The organism is Tersicoccus mangrovi (genome assembly GCF_036881825.1).
Classification (GTDB): Bacteria; Actinomycetota; Actinomycetes; order Actinomycetales; family Micrococcaceae; genus Tersicoccus; species Tersicoccus mangrovi.
This window is the reverse complement of sequence record NZ_JBAJMW010000010.1, coordinates 61,839-80,032: the sequence shown is the minus strand read 5'-3', so window position 1 is coordinate 80,032 and position 18,194 is coordinate 61,839. Positions and strand designations below refer to the sequence as shown.

The 18,194-nt window shown below is 70.1% G+C and carries 15 protein-coding genes and 2 tRNA genes; 11 read left to right on the top strand and 6 right to left on the bottom strand.

The annotated features are described in order from the left end of the window. Positions 1-26: 26 nt before the first annotated feature. The 4 genes from efeB (at position 27) to V6N00_RS16305 (ending at position 1,653) form a co-directional block, all read left to right on the top strand. Positions 27-1,265 (top strand): iron uptake transporter deferrochelatase/peroxidase subunit, encoded by a 1,239-nt coding sequence (gene efeB, locus V6N00_RS16320; protein ID WP_334234026.1) that lies wholly within the window; start codon positions 27-29, stop codon positions 1,263-1,265. Positions 1,266-1,346: 81 nt separating this feature from the next. After that, positions 1,347-1,420, top strand: a tRNA-Ile gene (locus tag V6N00_RS16315). Between the two features lie 29 nt (positions 1,421-1,449). Beyond that, positions 1,450-1,569, top strand: coding sequence for a DLW-39 family protein (locus V6N00_RS16310; RefSeq protein ID WP_334234023.1), 120 nt, complete (start codon positions 1,450-1,452; stop codon positions 1,567-1,569). Positions 1,570-1,580: 11 nt separating this feature from the next. Continuing rightward, positions 1,581-1,653, top strand: a tRNA-Ala gene (locus V6N00_RS16305). 62 nt (positions 1,654-1,715) lie between these two features. Here the strand turns inward: V6N00_RS16305 and V6N00_RS16300 are convergent. Together V6N00_RS16300 and V6N00_RS16295 are read right to left on the bottom strand one after the other, a co-directional pair. Beyond that, positions 1,716-3,173, bottom strand: coding sequence for a hypothetical protein (locus tag V6N00_RS16300; RefSeq protein WP_334234021.1), 1,458 nt, complete (start codon positions 3,171-3,173; stop codon positions 1,716-1,718). Positions 3,174-3,625: 452 nt separating this feature from the next. Further along, entirely contained in the window at positions 3,626-4,348 is a 723-nt protein-coding gene (locus V6N00_RS16295) for a hypothetical protein (protein ID WP_334234019.1), read from the bottom strand. Between the two features lie 160 nt (positions 4,349-4,508). Here V6N00_RS16295 and V6N00_RS16290 point away from each other — a divergent pair, with 160 nt between their 5' ends. Continuing rightward, positions 4,509-5,051 carry a peptidylprolyl isomerase gene (locus tag V6N00_RS16290; RefSeq protein WP_334234016.1) on the top strand — a complete coding sequence of 181 codons (543 nt, stop codon included), beginning with the start codon at positions 4,509-4,511 and terminating at the stop codon, positions 5,049-5,051. 24 nt (positions 5,052-5,075) lie between these two features. Next, a complete protein-coding gene (locus V6N00_RS16285) occupies positions 5,076-5,930 on the top strand; it encodes a rhomboid family intramembrane serine protease (protein WP_334234014.1) in 855 nt (284 codons plus the stop codon). A gap of 300 nt (positions 5,931-6,230) precedes the next feature. Here V6N00_RS16285 and V6N00_RS16280 read toward each other — a convergent pair whose 3' ends face one another. From V6N00_RS16280 to V6N00_RS16270, 3 genes are all read right to left on the bottom strand, one after another. Continuing rightward, on the bottom strand, positions 6,231-8,810 hold the full coding sequence (locus V6N00_RS16280; protein ID WP_334234011.1) for a glycoside hydrolase family 65 protein: 2,580 nt from the start codon (positions 8,808-8,810) through the stop codon (positions 6,231-6,233). Then, positions 8,807-9,526 (bottom strand): HAD family hydrolase, encoded by a 720-nt coding sequence (locus V6N00_RS16275; RefSeq protein WP_334234008.1) that lies wholly within the window; start codon positions 9,524-9,526, stop codon positions 8,807-8,809. The genes V6N00_RS16280 and V6N00_RS16275 overlap by 4 nt, the downstream gene beginning before the upstream one ends. Positions 9,527-9,818: 292 nt before the next feature. Next, positions 9,819-10,295 carry a VOC family protein gene (locus V6N00_RS16270; protein ID WP_334234006.1) on the bottom strand — a complete coding sequence of 159 codons (477 nt, stop codon included), beginning with the start codon at positions 10,293-10,295 and terminating at the stop codon, positions 9,819-9,821. 140 nt (positions 10,296-10,435) lie between these two features. Here V6N00_RS16270 and V6N00_RS16265 point away from each other — a divergent pair, with 140 nt between their 5' ends. From V6N00_RS16265 to V6N00_RS16245, 5 genes are all read left to right on the top strand, one after another. Next, positions 10,436-12,043 (top strand): MFS transporter, encoded by a 1,608-nt coding sequence (locus V6N00_RS16265; protein ID WP_334234005.1) that lies wholly within the window; start codon positions 10,436-10,438, stop codon positions 12,041-12,043. Positions 12,044-12,154: 111 nt separating this feature from the next. Then, positions 12,155-12,820, top strand: a complete 666-nt coding sequence (locus V6N00_RS16260; RefSeq protein WP_334234004.1) for an SDR family oxidoreductase — start codon at positions 12,155-12,157, stop codon at positions 12,818-12,820. A 184-nt stretch (positions 12,821-13,004) separates the two neighbouring features. Continuing rightward, positions 13,005-14,873: a Na+/H+ antiporter gene (locus V6N00_RS16255; RefSeq protein WP_334234002.1), complete on the top strand. Its 1,869-nt coding sequence runs from the start codon at positions 13,005-13,007 to the stop codon at positions 14,871-14,873. Between the two features lie 44 nt (positions 14,874-14,917). Beyond that, complete coding sequence (locus tag V6N00_RS16250; protein ID WP_334234000.1) at positions 14,918-16,207, top strand: M18 family aminopeptidase; 1,290 nt, start codon at positions 14,918-14,920, stop codon at positions 16,205-16,207. 131 nt (positions 16,208-16,338) lie between these two features. Further along, positions 16,339-17,109, top strand: a complete 771-nt coding sequence (locus V6N00_RS16245; RefSeq protein WP_334233998.1) for a MerR family transcriptional regulator — start codon at positions 16,339-16,341, stop codon at positions 17,107-17,109. Positions 17,110-17,270: 161 nt separating this feature from the next. On the opposite strand, the gene V6N00_RS16240 is transcribed toward V6N00_RS16245, so the two are convergent. Beyond that, positions 17,271-18,116 (bottom strand): hypothetical protein, encoded by an 846-nt coding sequence (locus V6N00_RS16240; RefSeq protein ID WP_334233996.1) that lies wholly within the window; start codon positions 18,114-18,116, stop codon positions 17,271-17,273. Between the last annotated feature and the right edge of the window lie 78 nt (positions 18,117-18,194).

Here is an 18,194-nt window from a genome sequence, read left to right as displayed (position 1 = left end):
TATTCCCGCCTCGACATGTTCTCGTCGTGAGTCGCCTCGGACGTCGGTCCTTCCTCGCCCTCGCGGGCACCGGAGGGGTCACGGCGGCGGTCGGTGCCGCGGCCGTCGCCGCCGGCGTGGACCGCGCGCCGGACGCCGCGCCGGCGTCGTCCGTCGTGCCGTTCCACGGCGATCACCAGGCCGGCATCGTCACGCCGGCGCAGGACCGGCTTCACCTGGCCGCGTTCGACGTCGTCACCGATTCGCGGGACCAGCTGATCGCCCTGCTGGAGCAGTGGACGGACGCCGCCGCGACGCTGACGGCCGGTGGCTCGCTCAGTCCCGACGCGGGGTACGACTCCCCGCCCACCGACACCGGTGAGGCGCTCGGACTGAACGCGGCGAACCTGACCATCACGATCGGCTTCGGCGCCGGGCTGTTCACGAAGGACGGCAAGGACCGGTTCGGGCTGGCGAAGCACCGGCCGGCGGCGCTGATCGATCTGCCGCACTTCCCCAAGGACGCGCTCGAGCCGGCGCGCACGGGCGGGGACCTCGTCGTGCAGGCGTGTGCGGACGACCCGCAGGTGGCCGTCCACGCGATCCGCAACCTGGCGCGCATCGGCTTCGGCACGGTCAGCGTGCGCTGGTCGCAGCTGGGCTTCGGCCGCACGTCGTCGACCAGTACGGCGCAGGCGACGCCCCGGAACCTGTTCGGCTTCAAGGACGGCACGGCCAACCTCAAGGCCGAGGAGAACGACGCGCTCGCCGAGCACGTGTGGGTGGGCGAGGACGGCGGCTGGATGGCCGGTGGCACCTACCTGGTGGCGCGGCGGATCCGGATGCACATCGAGAACTGGGACCGCACGTCGCTGCGGGAGCAGGAGCAGGTAGTCGGGCGGGACCGTACCGAGGGCGCCCCGCTCTCGGGCGGTACCGAGTTCACGGAGCCGGACCTGGCGCGGGCCGGCAACGACGGTGCCCCCCTGATCGCGCGGACGTCGCACGTCGCCATCGCGCATCCGTCGCGCAACGACGGCGTGCGGATGCTCCGGCGCGGGTACAACTACACGGACGGCTCGGACGGGCTGGGCAAGCTCGACGCCGGGCTGATGTTCCTGGCCTTCGTCACCGATCCGCGGACCCACTACGTGCCGATGCAGACGGCCATGGCGCGCAACGACGCCCTCGCCGAGTACCTCCGGCACACCGGGTCCGGACTGTTCGCGGTGCCCGGTGGGGTGACCCCTGGCGGGTACATCGGACAGCGGCTGTTCGAGGCATGATCCGGCGCCTGTTCTAGGCCCGCCGATTTGGGCGGGTGCGGCGCGATGCGGTATCGTCGTGTCTCGGCCCAACGGGTCTGGGGGCGTATAGCTCAGGCGGTTAGAGCGCTTCGCTGATAACGAAGAGGTCCCAGGTTCAAGTCCTGGTACGCCCACTCCCACCCTCTCGCTTCGTGAGGAATCCATGAAGAAACTGCTGGCCGTCGCGGCCGCTGCCGCCGCCGGTGTTCTCGCCTGGCGCCGGTACCAGGATGCCGAGGCCGAGAAGAAGAAGTGGCACCAGGCCACCGACACGATCGACTGATCCACCCACTCGGGGACTTAGCTCAGTTGGTAGAGCGGTAGCTTTGCAAGCTTCAGGTCAGGGGTTCGATTCCCCTAGTCTCCACGCGAACGGACACGAAGGCCCGGTCCACACGGACCGGGCCTTCGTCGTGTCGCGGGGGCCGGCTAGTATTTAGATTCGTCCGCGGAGTGCCGAAGAATCGCGGCCAATGTGGTCAAGTCGTCTGGACTCTGATGATTCCCGAGTAAGCGAACTGAAAGTGCTCGGATCTCCTCGATAGGTAGCCATGGCGGAATCTCGCTATAGCGGCGTTCAAATTGCTTGAGCTGCCACGTGCTGGAGTCCAGCTCTTCGACCCACCCGGCGCAAGAGACGACGAGCTGTGTTAGCAGCTGGGGAGAGTTCTCCAATACTTGACCCAAGCGCATTCGCAACTCCGAATCTGACATGGCGTTAGCGAAAGCCCACATCATCGATTGACCGTTGACGTCGTTGCCTACCCACGAGGTTTCGCTGGACCAGTCCGTGTCCCACCACAAGCGGCGTAGGCTTTCGCTCGCGGCAACAGCAAGGAAGTTCCCTTCGGAATCGCCGCGAGCGGCTTGTTGAAGCAAGGCGGTTGCGGCACAGATGGGGAGCCGTTGCCGATCTCGATTCATTAACTCAAGCTTCTCTTCCTTCGTCGCGTTCCTTGCCACTGCAGCAGCGAGGGCGGCCGTCACGTCCAAGCTGATGGCGAGGAAGTGCACAGTTGGTGGAATTTCTGACGCCGTGAGAGTAGCTTCCGCAATACGTTCACGGAGATCGGGGTCGTACAGGCGGTGAGTGACTCGACTAAACGGCCGAGCTTCGTCGAGCAGTGTGCGGTGTTGTGCGAGGGGATCAGTCACACTCGGTGGCTCGACGATTGAGGGAGATGCCGGCCTCTCAACATCCTCGCCACGAGACGCGCGGACGAGTTCGTTCACCGAGCGCTGTAGGTTTTCCAGTGTTTGATCGAACGCTGTGTCTAACGTCGGATTAGATCCTCCAGCCCAGGATCCGGCCGTGTCCATCAGCGCAATGATTGCGCCATTCAGATCGTCGCACCACGGAGAAATCTGTGCGCTTGTCACACGGATTGCAGCGAGTTCAACTCGGGCCGCATCGGCCGCAGGCCCTAAATCGTTAATCGCAGCTTCGAGAGCAGCTTGGATGCCCTCTCGAATCGGACGCACTTCCGACTCCGATGGCTCTAGGTAGATGGTATTTCCGTCTTCGTCCCACATACTTGAGGAATTGTGCGTCCGCTCCCTTAGCTGTTGCCAACGACGTGCCCACCTCCGAGCATCGCTGCGCGTACGCTCAGCTAAAAGCCGAAGGGCCTCGACCCGCCGAACTAACTCGAGCGTTGACGGTGCTCGGAGCGTTTCGAACGCTTCGGAAGCTATGAGTGCTTCGGTTGCCTCGTCGTCGCTTATTGACCAGCTGCGTAGAATCTTGTCATACTCTGCGATCTGCGCGGCTTTCCAACGACGAAGCATCTCGGCCGGGAACATGTCCGGCTTCTCGTCAATCTCATAAGAGTGCTCTATGCATAAGATAACGAGATTGTCTGGCCCTCGATTTTTTTCTGCGGTCATATCGATCCACCGAGGTCCACCCACGCGTCGGGCGTGGATGTGGGCTACTCGACTGTTAAGTATCCGGTCGCCGGTATCGTCAGAAATCCTGTACAACGGTCGGTTGCAATCCGGATGGGCGCAACGAAAGGCCGACGCGTACAACTGACGGACGGTGGCTGGCGTCGGCAGCGGGTAGGACGTTGCCATCATGCGTCCGGAGCCGCCGAGTCGTAGACCTGCGAAGGCTTGCTACTGCTGTTCGTCACTGGTGCTCCGCCTTCCGATCGCTTTCTAAACCTCGGTCAAGTATCGAGACCGACTCGATTCAAGTCCATGGTCTAGCCATACAGCAGCGAACCGGGCGCGTTGAACCGGCGTCCGTCTTGCGCGACGAAGCTCGAGACTCAATAAACACAGAAGGGCCCGGTGACCGTGACGGTCACCGGGCCCTTTCGCGTACAGCTACTGCGTCACGCCTGCGGGGCGCTCGGGTTGCTCGGCGGCACCTGCGCGCCCGCGGCCGGGGCCGTCGGGGCGGTGTCCGCGACGTGCTTGCCGTCGCCACCGGAGACCGTGGTGGTCACGCGGGGGCTGGCCGGCTGCGGGGTCTTCCACGGGTCCTCGACCGGCTTGGACGCGCGCCAGGCCGAGAAGCCCGCGACGCCGGCGGCCGTGATGGCGCCGACGATCAGCCAGCCCTTCCCCGTCTTGCCGCTGGAGCGCCGGGCGTTCCGCGACGTCGTCTTTGCGGCGTCGACGAGGGCCTTCTGCGCCTTCTTGACGGCCTTCTTGTCACCGGTGATCTTCGCGACGATGAAGTCGAGCTGCTCCGGCGTCTCCACACCGCCCAGCTTCCTGGCCATTTGGGCGGCGATGTCGCCGATCTTCAGCTGCGCGGCCGGGATGTACTCGTCGACCACTTTGTCGCGCGCGGTGTTCAGCGCGGGGGTCGCCCGGTCCAGCTGCTTCTGCAGCGCAGGGCCGGCGTTGTCCACGGCCTTGGAGATACGCGGACCGGCGGCGTCGAGGCCGTGCTGCAGCTTCGGCGTCAGGGTGGCGACACCATCGGCCAGCTCGTGACCGGCACGGCGGGCAGCCTTCTGGACGGCGGGGGAGGCGGTGTCGATGCCCGCCTGCACGCGGGAGACCGCCCACTCCAGGGCGCCCTCGGGGGACTTGACCTTCTTGCTCACAGCTACCTCCGTCAAAGGGTGTGGTTGTCCGCCTCTAGCCTACGGGGTCGCGTCAGCCTCGCACTATCGGCCTCCGACGCCGTTTCACTGTGCGCTGAACCGGGCCGTCACGCCCGTCCTGACGGGAGTCCTGTCAGTGCCGCATGGAACAATCAGGCCCATGAGTGCACAGGCAACGCAGAAGGCGACCATCCACACGACCCAGGGCGACATCGTCGTCGAGCTCTTCGGCAACCACGCCCCGAAGACCGTGGCGAACTTCGTCGAGCTGGCCACCGGCAAGCGCGAGTGGACCCACCCGGCCACCGGCGAGAAGACCACCGACCCGCTGTACGACGGTGTCATCTTCCACCGCATCATCAAGGACTTCATGATCCAGGGTGGCGACCCGCTCGGCCGCGGCGTCGGCGGCCCCGGCTACGAGTTCGACGACGAGATCGCCCCCGACCTCGACTTCACCCAGCCCTACAAGCTGGCGATGGCGAACGCGGGCAAGCGCGGTGGCCACGGCACCAACGGCTCGCAGTTCTTCATCACCACGGTGCCCACCACCTGGCTGCAGGGCAAGCACACCATCTTCGGTGAAGTCACCGACGCGGACTCCCGCGCCGTCGTCGACAAGCTGAACAACGTGCCGACGGACCGGGACGACAAGCCGGTCGACGACGTCAGCATCACCAGCATCGACGTCGAGGACGTCTGAGTCCGGCCTGAGGACGACGCGACGATGAGCTTCGGACAACCGGCGGTCGGCGGGACCGACACGGAGCCGCGGTGCCCCCGGCACCCGGACGCCGTGTCCTACGTGCGCTGTCAGCGCTGCGGGCGACCCGCCTGCGCCCAGTGCCAGCTTCCCGCCGCCGTCGGTGTCCAGTGCGTCGACTGCGTCGCTGAGCAGGCGGCCGCCACCCCCACCCCGCGCACCAGCTTCGGCGGCGCGGTGCGGGAGGGGCGCCCGATCGTCACGTGGACGCTGATCGGCGTCTGCGTCGTCGTCTTCCTGCTCCAGCTCCTGCTGCCCGGCACCACCTATCTGCTCGGGTACGCACCCGTGCTCACGGCCACCGAGCCGTGGCGCATGATCACCAGCGGGTTCCTCCACTCGCCGGGCATGCTGTTCCACATCCTCTTCAACATGTACGCGCTGTGGGCGCTCGGCCAGACCCTCGAGCCGACGCTCGGGCGGGCCCGCTTCCTGGCCGTGTACCTGCTCGCCCTGGTCGGCGGCTCGGTCGGCATCCTCTGGCTCGGCGACCCGCTCACGCTCGTCGTCGGCGCGTCCGGTGCCATCTTCGGCCTCTTCGGGGCGCTCTTCGTGATCCAGCGCCGGATCGGCGCGGACTCCCGCGGTCTGCTGATCGTCCTCGCGATCAACGCCGCCCTCGTCTTCTTCTCCCCGTCCATCGCGTGGCAGGCGCACGTCGGCGGACTCATCACCGGCGCCCTGGCCGCCGTCCCGCTCGTGTGGGCGCCGCGCGGACCGCGCCGCGCCCGCATCCAGTGGCTCGGACTGGCCGGGGTGCTCGTGCTGCTGGTCGTCCTCACGGTCGTGCGGCTGACGATCACGCCCGCCCTGATGTGACCCGCTGCTCCGGTTCGGTCGGCTGATCCCCGTCCGCGAGACCGTCCCCGAACGCCCCCGGTGCCCGTCGTCGGGGGCGTTCTGCGTCCCCATCACCCGTCTCCTCGTGTGCAGTTGTCCACAAGGCCGTCCACACTGTGTACAAAGCACACGGCTGTGATTCGGGCGGGATCGGCGCGAACAGGCCGCTGTGGCGTCGTCCACCGGTGTGTGCGACACGCCCACAGGGTTATCCACAGGTGTGGACGACGAGCGGGAGAACGGTGCTGATGAGAACCGCGCCGCCGACAGTGCGGGCAGTCAGGCGCGCTCGGGCGTCGGACGCTCGTTCGGCCGGATCTGCTCCAGCGGTGCCGTGTCCGTGGGCAGGGCTGCGGTGATCAGGGACCCGTCCTCGCGGGTACCACCCAGCACCGGGGTGCGAGGACCGCGTCCGTGCCGGGGACCCTGGCCGTGCAGCGGCACGACGAGCGGCTCGTCGTCGAGCACCTGCAGCAGCTCCCCGCGCACGGTGAGGTCGACGGGGCCCTGTCCCACCTCGACGGTGACGGTGAGCTGGTGCTGCTCGACCTCCACCCGCATGCGCACGCCGAGCCGGCGGATCCGGAACGTCAGCCGGGACCAGGACTCGGGCAGGCGTGGGTCGAAGCCCAGGCCCACGCGCAGGTCCATCATGCCGCCGAACCCGTAGACGAGGCAGTTCCAGACTCCGCCCGCGGAGGCGATGTGCACGCCGTCGACCGTGTTGTGGTGCAGGTCCGCCAGATCGACGTAGAGGCCGTGGAAGAAGTAGTCCAGGGCGGACTGCTCGTACCCGACCTCGGCGGCGATGATCGACTGCACGACCGCTGACAGCGTCGAGTCGCCCGTGGTGATGGGGTCGTAGTAGTCGAAGTTCGCCTTCTTCTGCGCGTTCGTGAACCGGTGACCCTGCAGGAACATCGCGAGCACGACGTCGGCCTGCTTGAGCACCTGGAAGCGGTAGATGACCAGCGGGTGGTAGTGCAGCAGAAGGGGCCGGCGGTCCTCGGGGGTGGCCGGCAGGTCCCACAGTTCCCGGTCGAGGAAGTGTTCGTCCTGCGGGTGGATGCCCATCTCCTCGTCGTAGGGGATGTTCATGTGGGCGGCGCAGTCCAGCCAGGCGCCCGGCTCGGCGGGGTCGAGATCGAGCCGGTGCACCATCCGTTCGTACGCGGCCGTGTCCGTCTGCCGCAGGGTGCGCACCGCGCCCGCCGCCCGCTCGAGGTTGTACCGGGCCATGACGTTGGTGAAGAGGTTGTTGTTGACCACGGTGGTGTACTCGTCCGGGCCCGTGACGCCGTGGATATTGAAGACCCGGTGTTCGTTCTCCCGCCAGAAGCCGAGGTCCTGCCACATGCGGGCGGTCTCCACGAGGATGTCGATGCCGTTGATGCGCATGAACTCGTCGTCACCCGTGGTGTCCACATAGCGGCTGACGGCGAAGGCGATGTCCGCATCGATGTGGTACTGCGCGGTGCCGGCGGCGTAGTAGGCCGACGCCTCCTCGCCGTTGATGGTGCGCCACGGGTAGAGCGCCCCGCGCTGGGCGAGCTCGCGGGCGCGTTCGCGGGCCTTGTCCAGCTGATTGACGCGGAACCGCAGCGCGTTCCGGGCCAGACCCGGATTCGTGTAGGAGAGGAACGGGATGACGTAGACCTCGGTGTCCCAGAAGTAGTGGCCCTCGTACCCGGAACCGGTCAGCCCCTTGGCGGGCACGCCGAGCTGGTCGGCGCGCGCGGTGGCCTGCGCGAGCTGGAACAGGTTCCAGCGGATGGCCTGCTGGGTCGCGGCGCTCTCGCCCTCCGGGCCGCCGTCGCTCTCGACCTCGACGTCGGCGTCCGCCCAGTACCGGTCCAGCCAGGCCCGCTGCGCGTCGCGGCTGACCTGCGGCCCGTCCGCGCGGAACCGGTCGAGCGTGCGGCGGCAGCGGTCGAACAGTTCGCGCACCGGCACGCCGCGGGACGAGTGGTAGGTGACGGCCTTGGTGATGGTGATCGGACGCCCCGCGGTGGCGTTGATCCGGTACACCTTCTTCCCGAGATCCGGCTCGGTGCTGATCAGTTCCTCGACGTCGTTCTCGGTCTCGATGTGGTGGTCGGCGCCGACGGCGAGCGTCATCCTCGACGACGCGCACTGGTAGCCGAGGATCATCCGCCGGCCGCTGGACCAGTCACCGCGCGGCTCGAGCACCCGGGTGTGCAGCTGCGCGCCCTTCCGGGGGTCGGTGCTGCCCTGCCCCATCGCGGCCGCGGACACGTGGTACTCGTCGAACCCGTCCTGCCGGTTGAGGATCTGGGAGGACACGGCCACGGGGGCGTCGCCGTCGAGCATCGTCACCTTGAGCGTCATCACCGCCAGGTGCCGCTGGTCCAGTGAGATCATGCGCGTGGACTCGACCATGACGCGCTGGCCAGCCGGCGTGCGCCAGATGAGGTTGCGCCGCAGGACGCCGTCGCGGAAGTCGAGGGACCGCTCGTAGTGCTCGAGGTCCGCCACCGAGAGCAGCAGCGGTTCGTCGTCCACGTACAGCTTCATCAGCTTCGAGTCCGGGACGTTGACGATCGTCTGGCCCGTCGTGGCGAAGCCGTACGCGGACTCGGCGTGCCGGATGGGCCAGGTCTCGTGGAAGCCGTTGATGTAGGTGCCGTGGGTGTGCGCGTCACGGCCCTCGGGCGGGTTGTCTCGCATGCCGAGGTAGCCGTTGCCGACCGCGAAGAGGGTCTCGGTCAGGGGCAGGTCCGCCGTCGCCGGCCACGTCTCCGTCAGGCGCCACGGGTCGGCGGGGAAGCGGTCCCGGTTGAGGGGGTCGGTGAACGGGTGTTGGCCGTCCTCGACGCCGCGGGTGTGGCCGGGATTCATGGGAGCACCTCGTCCAGTTCGGCGACGACGACGTCGGCGCCCGCATTCGTCAGCGCGTCCGCCCCGGCACCCCGGTCCACCCCGATCACGAGCCCGAAGTGCCCGGCGTGCCCCGCGGCCACGCCCGAGGTGGCGTCCTCGACGACGACGGCGCGGGCCGGTTCGACCTCGAGCAGCGTCGCCGCGCGCAGGAACGTGTCCGGCGCGGGCTTGCCCGCCAGGTGGTCCGCGGCCGCGACCTCACCGTCGACGACGCAGGCGAAGTCCCGGGCGATGCCGGCGGCCTCGAGCACGGGTCCCGCGTTCCGGGAGGAGGAGACCACCGCCATCGCCGTCCCGCGCTGCTGCAGCGCGTCGAGCAGGCGCGCCGACGCGGGGTAGGGCGCGATGCCGTCCCGGGTCAGCACGGCGGTGAAGGCGGCGTTCTTGCGGTTGCCGAGCCCGTTGACCGTCTCGGCGTCCTCCGGGTCGTCCGGGCTCCCTTCGGGCAGCGTGATGCCGCGGGAGGCCAGGAAGGCGCGCACCCCGTCGGTGCGGGGCCGGCCGTCCACGTGGGCGAAGTAGTCGGCGTCGGTGAACGGCGGCTGGTCGCGATCCGCGAGGAAGGCATCGAACATCTCCGCCCACGCGGTCCGGTGGATCTGCGCGGTCGGGGTCAGGACGCCATCGAGGTCGAACAGGACGGCGTCGTAGTCGCTCCAGTCCACGGGACCCATGCTAGAGGCGCGCTGACGCGGGAGAAAGCGTTTACGGTGTCGCGGCGGAACGCGCCACCAGTGGGGTGGCCGGTTACCCACAGGGGTTGTCCACAGTGTGGAGAACTTACACGGCTGTCATTCCCTCACTCGCGGCGAGCCCGCCCCCGTGATGCCTCGGCCTCAGCGCACCGTTTCAGCACGATCGCCGCATCAGTTCGCTGTTCTCTGCCCACATCGTGCACAACCTGTGGACAAGTGTGGGTGTGGAACCTGTTGACGATGCGTCGCCGTGCCCTGACGTCCACCCCGGTCAGGCGTCCTCCGCGCCTGGCCCGTCGAGGAACAGGCAGAACGGGTGGCCCGCGGGGTCGAGCATGACGCGCACGTCGTCCCGCGGCTGGAACTCCGCGAGGCGCGCGCCGGTCCGCTCGGCGAAGGCCACGGCCGCTTCCAGGTCGTGGACGGCCACGTCCAGGTGGATCATCATCGCGGGGTCGCCCTCGCCGGCCGGCCAGACCGGGGGCACCCAGCGCGCCTCGTACTGGAAGGACAGGCCCGCTCCCGACGGGGCCCGCAGTGTCACCCACTCCGGCTCCCGGGTGCCGTAGGGGAACCCGAGGAGCCGGTGATAGAAATCGGCGAGGGCAGGGGGGTCGTCGCTGTCCAGGACCACTCCGGTCAGGGCCAGGAACGGGCGGTCCGACGACGGGGAGATCGTGGGTGAGATTGCGGGTGTGACGGCGGGTGTCACGACGGGTGTCTCGGTGCTGTCCGGCTGTGTCATCATGCCCCGAGCCTAGGGGCCGGCGACTCGGTCTGATCCCCGTCCCGACAGGTCTCCGGACCGATTCTGTCCGCATGAGAAATAGGAGACCGGTCTGGATCCCGGTAGGCTCGACGGGTTTTGTCATCGACCCGAGAGGCACCATGCCGCCCGAATCCAGCAATCCAGAGCAGTCCGCTCAGCGTTTCGACCACCACCCCGAGAGCCGCCCCGAGCGCGCCGCCGAGAGCCGCGCGCGCCGTCGTGCCCGACGTCGTGAACTGACCGTCGACGACGTCAACGTCGTCGACCGGCCGACGCTGCGCAAGGCCGTCAGCGGCACCGTCGTCGGCAACGCCATGGAGTGGTACGACTTCGGGATCTACGGCTACCTCGCGGTCACCATGGGTCAGGTGTTCTTCCCGGCCAGCGACCCGGGTGCCCAGCTGCTGGCCTCCCTGGCCGCCTTCGCCGTCAGCTTCCTCGTCCGCCCGCTCGGCGGTCTCGTGTTCGGCCCGCTCGGCGACAAGATCGGCCGCCAGCGCACGCTCGCGGTGACCATGCTGATGATGGCCGCCGGCACCTTCGTCATCGGCCTCCTGCCCACGTTCGAGCAGGTCGGCGTCCTCTCGCCCGTGCTGCTCGTCGTGATGCGCATGATCCAGGGCTTCTCCACCGGGGGCGAGTACGCCGGTGCGACCACGTTCGTGACGGAGTACGCGCCGGACCGCCGCCGCGGCTTCCTCTCCTCGTTCCTGGACGTCGGCAGCTACCTCGGCTTCGCCGTCGGTGCCGGCACCGTCTCGATCTTCCAGCTCGCGATGGGTACCCAGGGCATGCTCGACGGCGGCTGGCGCTGGCCGTTCCTCATCGCCGGCCCGATCGGCCTGATCGGCCTGTACTTCCGTCTCCGGATCGAGGAGTCACCCCAGTTCGAGGCGAACCAGGCGATGCGCGAGCAGGCCGACGCCGCCACGGCTTCCTCCGGGGGCGCCGCGACCGAGCCCCGCCTCGGCCTGATCGGCATCGTGCGCTCCCACTGGCGCGAGCTGGCGATCGCGATGTTCCTCGTCGCCGCCGCCAACACCGTCGGCTACGCGCTGACGTCGTACATGCCGACGTACCTGACCGACACCCTCGGCTACGACGCGCTGCACGGCACCGTGCTGACGATCCCCGTGCTCGTCGCGATGTCCGCGGGCATCCCGTGGACCGGCCGCCTGTCGGATCGCTTCGGCCGGCGCCCTGTGCTCGCCACCGCGGCGATCGCGACCATCGTGCTGATGATCCCCGCGTTCAGCCTGCTGGCCATCGGCGCGCTGTGGTCGACCATCCTCGGCCTGTGCCTGGTGGCGCTGTGCGTGATGCCGTACGTCGCCAACCTCGCCTCCTCGCTGCCGGCGCTGTTCCCGACGGCGAGCCGCTACGGCGCGATGGGCGTGGCGTACAACTTCGCCGTCGCCATCTTCGGCGGCACCACCCCGCTGCTCGTGCAGGGTCTGATCCAGCTGACCGGGCAGGACATGGTGCCGGCCTGGTACCTCATGTTCTTCTCCGTCCTCGGCCTGCTCGCCATCTGGCGGATGCCCGAGACCGCCGGCCGACCGATGCTCGGCTCGATGCCGAACGTGCAGTCCGAGCAGGAGGCCGCCGAGCTCGTCGCCGGCCAGCACGAGAACGAGCTGCTCGACCTCGAGGCGCTGCCGTTCGACACGGTCGCCTCCGCCGGCACGCCGGACCCCGACGCGGGAACGCTGACGCCCAGCCGCTGACGCGAAGAGGGCGCCTCATCGAGCGCCGCAGCAGCACGGGCCGGGAATCGAACGATCCCGGCCCGTGTTGTCGCCGGGTGAAACCCACCCTCGATGAGACGGAGGAGAAGCATGTCCCGCATCGCCATCCTCGGCGGCCACGGCAAGGTCGCCCTCCTGCTCGCCCGTGACCTCACCGGCGCCGGCCACCAGGTCACCTCCCTGTTCCGCAACCCGGAGCACACCGACGAGGTCGCCGCCACCGGCGCCGAGCCCGTCGTCTTCGACCTCGAGTCGGCCGCTACCGACGAGATCGCCGCCCGACTCTCCGGGCACGACGCCGTCGTGTTCTCCGCCGGCGCCGGCGGAGGCAGCCCCGAACGCACGTGGGCCGTCGACCGCGACGCGGCCATCCGGTCGATCGACGCCGCCGCGACCGCCGGCGTCCGCCGCTACGTCATGGTGTCGTACCTCGGCGCCGGACCGGACCACGGCATCGACCCGTCCGACGGCTTCTACGCCTACGCCGAGTCCAAGGCCGCTGCCGACGCCTACCTGCGCGACAGCTCCCTGGACTGGACCATCGTCGCTCCCGGGTCCCTGACCCTGGACGAGCCGACCGGCGCCATCGAGGTCGACCCGCCCGCGGACCGCGCGAGCCGCGCCGGCTCCTCCCGCGCGAACGTCGCCCTCGTGGTGGCCGCCGCGCTCGCCGATCCGGCCTCCGTCGGACGTACGATCGGCTTCACGGACGGCTCGACGCCGATCGAGCAGGCCGTCGCCTCCCCCGCCGCCTGAGGCGACCGGCAGGCGCACGATCACACGCTGCGGTCACCGTGAGGTGACCGCGGCGGTGTACACCGACGACGGTCGACCACGGACCGGCGCATGCAGACCGGCGCACACCGACCGGCACACCCAGGCCGGTCACCCGAGTGAGCGATGAACGACTGACGGACGAGGCAGGAGAGGAGCGCGGCGCATGATCGAGGGCATCTGGATCCTGCTGATGATCGTGACGGTGCTCGTCGTGGCACCGCTCGCGCGTCGTCTCGGCGTGGCCGCACCGCTCGCGCTCGTCGTCGTCGGCATCGGCGCCTCGTTCCTGCCGTTCGTCCCGCACGAGCCGATCGACCCCGAGATCATCCTCACCGGGCTGCTCCCACCCCTGCTCTACGCCTCCGCGATCGGCGTCTCCCTGCTCGACGTGCGTTCGGAGGCGCGGCCCATCCTGCTGCTCTCGATCGGCCTGGTGGCCTTCACCGCGTTCGGCGTGGGCCTGGCCGTGTGGTGGTTGCTTCCCATCGGCTTCGCCGCCGCCTTCGCGATCGGCGCGGTGGTCGCGCCGCCGGACGCGGTGTCCGCCTCCGCGATCGGCCGCACGATCGGGCTGCCCCGCCGCGTGCTGACGATGCTCGAGGGCGAGTCCCTGCTCAACGACGCCACCGCCCTGGTGCTGTTCGGCACGGCCCTCTCGGCCATGTCCGGCGCGGCGTCCTTCGGGTCGGTGACCGGCGGCTTCCTGCTCAGCGCGCTCGGCGGCGCGGGCGTCGGCGTCGTCGTCGCCTGGATCATCGGCCAGGTGCACGTGCGCGTGACCAACCCGTCCGTCAACACCGGGCTCTCGCTCATCACCCCGTGGCTGGCGTTCGAACCCGCCGAGGCGATCCACGGCTCGGGCGTGCTCGCCGTCGTCGTGGCCGGCCTGATCATCGCCCACCGTTCGCCGGAGCAGCAGAACGCGCTCAGCCGCATCAGCCAGTCCACCAACTGGCGCACGGTGCAGTTCCTGCTCGAGAACCTCGTCTTCCTCATCATCGGGCTGCAGCTGTCCACGATCCTCGGCGCGGTCGGCGAGACGCAGATCGGCGCGGTCCCCATCATCGCCCTGTGCGCCGCGGTGTTCATCGCCGTCGTGGCGCTGCGCTTCATCTGGGTGTTCGTCACCCGGTTCGCCGTCGTCCTCGGCCGTGGCGCGGAGGGCCGGCCGCTCAGCGTGCCCGAGTCCGCCGTGCTGGCGTTTGCCGGCATGCGCGGCGTGGTGACGCTGGCCGCCGCGTTCGCGCTGCCGCCGGAGACGCCGCGCCGCGAGGTGCTCGTGCTGATCGCCATGGTCGTGGCCGTCGGGTCGGTGCTGATCGAGGGCTCTCTGCTGCCCGCGTTCGCCCGGTGGGTCGGGGTCCGGGGCCCGGGACGCTCCGAGGACGCCCTGCAGGAGGCCCACGCGGTCCAGCGGGTCATGGAGGCCGGCGTGCAGCGGCTCGACGAGATCGACGAGGCGCACGCCATGGACCCCGAGACCGTCGACGAGCTGCGCCGGATGGCCGAACGACGCATCAACCGCTCCTGGGAGGCACTCGGCTCGCAGACCGAGCACAAGACGCCGGCCCAGACCTACCGTGCCCTGCGTATCAAGATGCTGCGCGCCGAGCGCGACGAGGCGCTGCGGATCCGCGCCGACCGCGGCGTCGACCACGCCGTCCTGCAGCGCGTCATGGACTCCCTCGACATGGAGGAAGCCGTCGTCCTCTCGGCCGGCGGCGAGGCGGAGGAGGACGACGAGGACCTGGTCACGCCGTCGGCCATCGCCGGTGAGTGCGAACACCTCGACGAGGCGCGTGACCGCGACCAGCCCGAGGCGAACGCGGACCACTGCCTCGACTGCGACCGCGAGGGCACCCCGACGGTGCACCTGCGGATGTGCCTGACCTGCGGCAACGTCGGATGCTGCGACTCCTCGCCGGGCACGCACGCCCGCCGGCACCACGAGGAGACCGGGCACCCGGTGATGCGCAGCATCGAGCCCAGCGAGGCATGGCTGTGGTGCTACCCCGACGAGCTGCTGGGCTGAGCGTCTCCGCAGGCCGGACCCCACATCCTCTCTAGACTGGGCGCATGACGGACGACGGTGCGCACAACGTGGACGAGTACATCGAGGACCTGGCCGCGTTCGTCACCGCGTCCCCGTCCTCCTTCCACGCGGCCGCCGAGGGCGCCCGCCGTCTCGGTGAGCACGGCTTCACCACGCTGGACGAGCGCGACGACTGGTCCGGCCTCGGCCCGGGCCGCTACCTCGTCGTCCGGGACGGGGCACTCGTCGCCTGGGTGGTGCCCGACGGCGCCGGGCCTGCCACCGGGTACCGCGTGATCGGCGCCCACACCGACTCGCCGGGCTTCAAGCTCAAGCCGCACCCCGACGTCGGCCTGCTCGGCTGGCAGCAGGCCGGCGTCGAGATCTACGGCGGCCCACTGCTGAACTCCTGGCTCGACCGGGAGCTGTGCTTCGCCGGCCGGGTCACCACCCGGCACGGCGCCGAGCACCTGATCGCCACCGGCCCCGTCGCCCGGATCCCGCAGCTGGCCATCCACCTGGACCGCACGGTCAACGAGGGACTGGCCCTGGACCGGCAGACCGGGGTGCAGCCCGTGTGGGGCGCCGGCGACCCCGGCGGGCTGATGGACCGGCTGCTGCGCGGCAGCGGGATCGACCCCGAGCACGTCGTCGGCTGGGATCTCGTCGTCGCGGACACGCAGCCGCCCCGCCGCTTCGGCGGTGCCGAGGAGTTCCTCGCGTCCGGACGGCTGGACAACCTCTCCGCGATGCACGCCGGGCTGCTGGCGATGATCGCCGCACCCGGAGACGGCACCCTGATCTCGGTGCTGGCCGCGTTCGACCACGAGGAACTGGGCTCCCAGTCCCGCTCCGGCGCCTCCGGTCCGCTGCTCGCCGACGTGCTCGAGCGGATCACCGACGGGCTCGGCGGTGACGCCGTGGACCTGCGTCGTGCGCTCGCCGCATCGACCTGCCTGTCGGTCGACGCGGGACACCTCGTCCACCCCAACCAGCCCGGCCGGCACGACCCCGTCAACCGGCCACGGCCCGGCGCCGGCCCGCTGCTCAAGCTCAACGCCAACCAGCGGTACGCGACCGACGCGGTCGGCGCGGCGATGTGGGCGCGGGCGTGCGCGGCCGCCCGCGTGCCGTACCAGGAGTTCGTGTCCCACAACGGGGTGCCGTGCGGATCGACCATCGGCCCGCTGACGGCCACCCGGCTCGGCATCCGCACCATCGACGTCGGGCTCGGCCTGCTGTCGATGCACTCGGTGCGCGAGATGTGCCACGTCGACGACGCGGCCGCCCTCGGGGCCGCCGTCGCGGCGTTCCTCACCCTGCCAGTGGAGTGACCCCGGCCGATTGAGGTCGCCACCATCGGCGTCGACTCGTTGACTGTCGACGCGCCGACTCTAGACGCGCTGACTCTCGACCTCGTCCACTGCTTGACCTTGACGCTACGTCAACTCCTAGCGTGGTGGTCATGGAATGGTCCATCCACCAGATCGCGCGACTGGCCGGCACCACCAGCCGCACGCTGCGCCACTACGGGGACGTCGGCCTGCTCGAACCGAGCCGGATCGGCGCCAACGGCTACCGCTACTACGACCAGACCGGCCTGGTGGCCCTGCAGCGCATCCTGCTGCTGCGCCAGCTCGGGCTCGGCCTGCCGCGGATCCGCGAGGTGATGGCCCGGCAGGCCGACCCGGCCGAGGCCCTGGGCGTGCACCTGCGGTGGCTCCGCCTCGAGCAGCAGCGACTGGACGACCAGATCACCGCCGTGCAGGCGACCCTGCACCGGCTCGCGGAAGGAGACGACCTGATGGCCGAGGAATCACTGAACGGTTTCGACCACACGCAGTACCGGCAGGAGGTCCGGGAGCGCTGGGGCGAACAGTCCTGGCGCGACGCCGACACCTGGTGGCGGGGGATGAACGACGACGAGCGGACGCAGTGGCGGGAGGCCAGTGAGCGGCTGCAGCGCGACTGGGCGGCGGCTGCCGCGGCCGGCGAGAATCCCGACGGGGAGGCCGCGCAGGCGCTCGCCGCCCGGCACGCCGACTGGCTCGCGTCCATCCCGGGAACGCCCGGGTACGGCACCGGCGCCCCCGCCGCAGCGTATCTGCGGGGCCTGGGCGAGATGTACGTCGCCGACGACCGGTTCGCCGTCACCTATGGCGGGACCGAGAACGCGGCGTTCGTCCGGGACGCACTGAGCCGCTACGCCGAGCGGCTGGACGGCGCCGAGGGCTAGAGCGAACGGAGGCGCGGCGGTCGGGCCGGTCGATCCAGCCGGTCCCGCGACACGCAGGTCGTCAGGGGGATATGACACTCGATCCCGGATGGCGCCGGCGTGTCCCGGGACAGAGCGCCTCCCGGATCGCGACGACCGCCGGCAGCCGTCCTCCGGCGGGCTCAGACGCCCGGACGGCGACGGCGGTCCCATCCGGCCGCGGCGCGGGCCGCCGCCACGGCCGCCGCACTGCCGAGGGCATCCGCCGACCGGGCGACGGCGCGCTGGGCGTTCTGCGCCAGTTCCTGCGCGAGGTCGTTCCAGGGGCCGGCCGCCTGCGACGACGGCCTGGTCGTACGGCCGTTCCGCACGTGGTGCTCGGCGGCGTCGAAGGCGCGGATGAGACGGCGGACGGCCTGTCGGTACGCCGCGAACTCCGCCGGCGTCATCGTCGTGTCCGGCGAGGCCGGCCGCAACCGGCCGGCGTGCGCCTGTTCGCGCAGGAACACCCCGGTCAGCGGCGACCGCGCGTCGGTCATCTCGGGATGGGCGACGGCCTGCGCGGGGTCGGTCTCGTACGCCATCCACCGCACCATGACGGCGTCGTGCGCCCGGATCAGACGGGGAAGCGGCAGCGCGTCCCGGCTCGCGCGTGCTTCGGGCAGGGCCGCCCGCGCGGCTCGGATGTCGGCCCGGTGAGCGCTCAGCTGCGCGGCGGCCGCGCGTCGATGGGACTGCGACGCCTGCAGCGCGGTCCGGGCGGCGGCGACGTCGGAGGCGGACGCGCGGGCGCTCACCCGTTCCGCCTCGATCCGGGCGACCTCCGCACGGGCGGCCTGCACGTCGGCGCGACACCGGGCGGCATCGGCGCGGGCCGCGCGGAGTTCGTACCGGGCGGCATCGAGCTCGAGGCGCCGGTTCCGGGAGGTGGTGCGCGTGCGCAGTCCGGCCCATCCGGCGGCGCCTGCTCCGGCCGCGGCGGGCACGGCCCACCACGTCGCTTCGATCATCGCCAGGATCGGATCCACGCGGTCATGCTACGACGGCGGGCTGGACGGTGTCTGGGCCGGTGCCCGAACCGGGGCCAGGACCGAGGCCCCCGCCGG

What these genes read in the sequence shown, in the direction of transcription:
- V6N00_RS16310 (WP_334234023.1), top strand. Translation starts at nt 1,450, where the DNA reads ATGAAGAAACTGCTGGCCGTCGCGGCCGCTGCCGCCGCCGGTGTTCTC.
- V6N00_RS16280 (WP_334234011.1), bottom strand. Translation starts at nt 8,810, where the DNA reads ATGAATCCCGGCCACACCCGCGGCGTCGAGGACGGCCAACACCCGTTC.
- V6N00_RS16285 (WP_334234014.1), top strand. Translation starts at nt 5,076, where the DNA reads ATGAGCTTCGGACAACCGGCGGTCGGCGGGACCGACACGGAGCCGCGG.
- V6N00_RS16260 (WP_334234004.1), top strand. Translation starts at nt 12,155, where the DNA reads ATGTCCCGCATCGCCATCCTCGGCGGCCACGGCAAGGTCGCCCTCCTG.
- V6N00_RS16245 (WP_334233998.1), top strand. Translation starts at nt 16,339, where the DNA reads ATGGAATGGTCCATCCACCAGATCGCGCGACTGGCCGGCACCACCAGC.
- V6N00_RS16290 (WP_334234016.1), top strand. Translation starts at nt 4,509, where the DNA reads ATGAGTGCACAGGCAACGCAGAAGGCGACCATCCACACGACCCAGGGC.
- V6N00_RS16275 (WP_334234008.1), bottom strand. Translation starts at nt 9,526, where the DNA reads ATGGGTCCCGTGGACTGGAGCGACTACGACGCCGTCCTGTTCGACCTC.
- V6N00_RS16265 (WP_334234005.1), top strand. Translation starts at nt 10,436, where the DNA reads ATGCCGCCCGAATCCAGCAATCCAGAGCAGTCCGCTCAGCGTTTCGAC.
- V6N00_RS16270 (WP_334234006.1), bottom strand. Translation starts at nt 10,295, where the DNA reads ATGATGACACAGCCGGACAGCACCGAGACACCCGTCGTGACACCCGCC.
- V6N00_RS16255 (WP_334234002.1), top strand. Translation starts at nt 13,005, where the DNA reads ATGATCGAGGGCATCTGGATCCTGCTGATGATCGTGACGGTGCTCGTC.
- V6N00_RS16300 (WP_334234021.1), bottom strand. Translation starts at nt 3,173, where the DNA reads ATGACCGCAGAAAAAAATCGAGGGCCAGACAATCTCGTTATCTTATGC.
- V6N00_RS16250 (WP_334234000.1), top strand. Translation starts at nt 14,918, where the DNA reads ATGACGGACGACGGTGCGCACAACGTGGACGAGTACATCGAGGACCTG.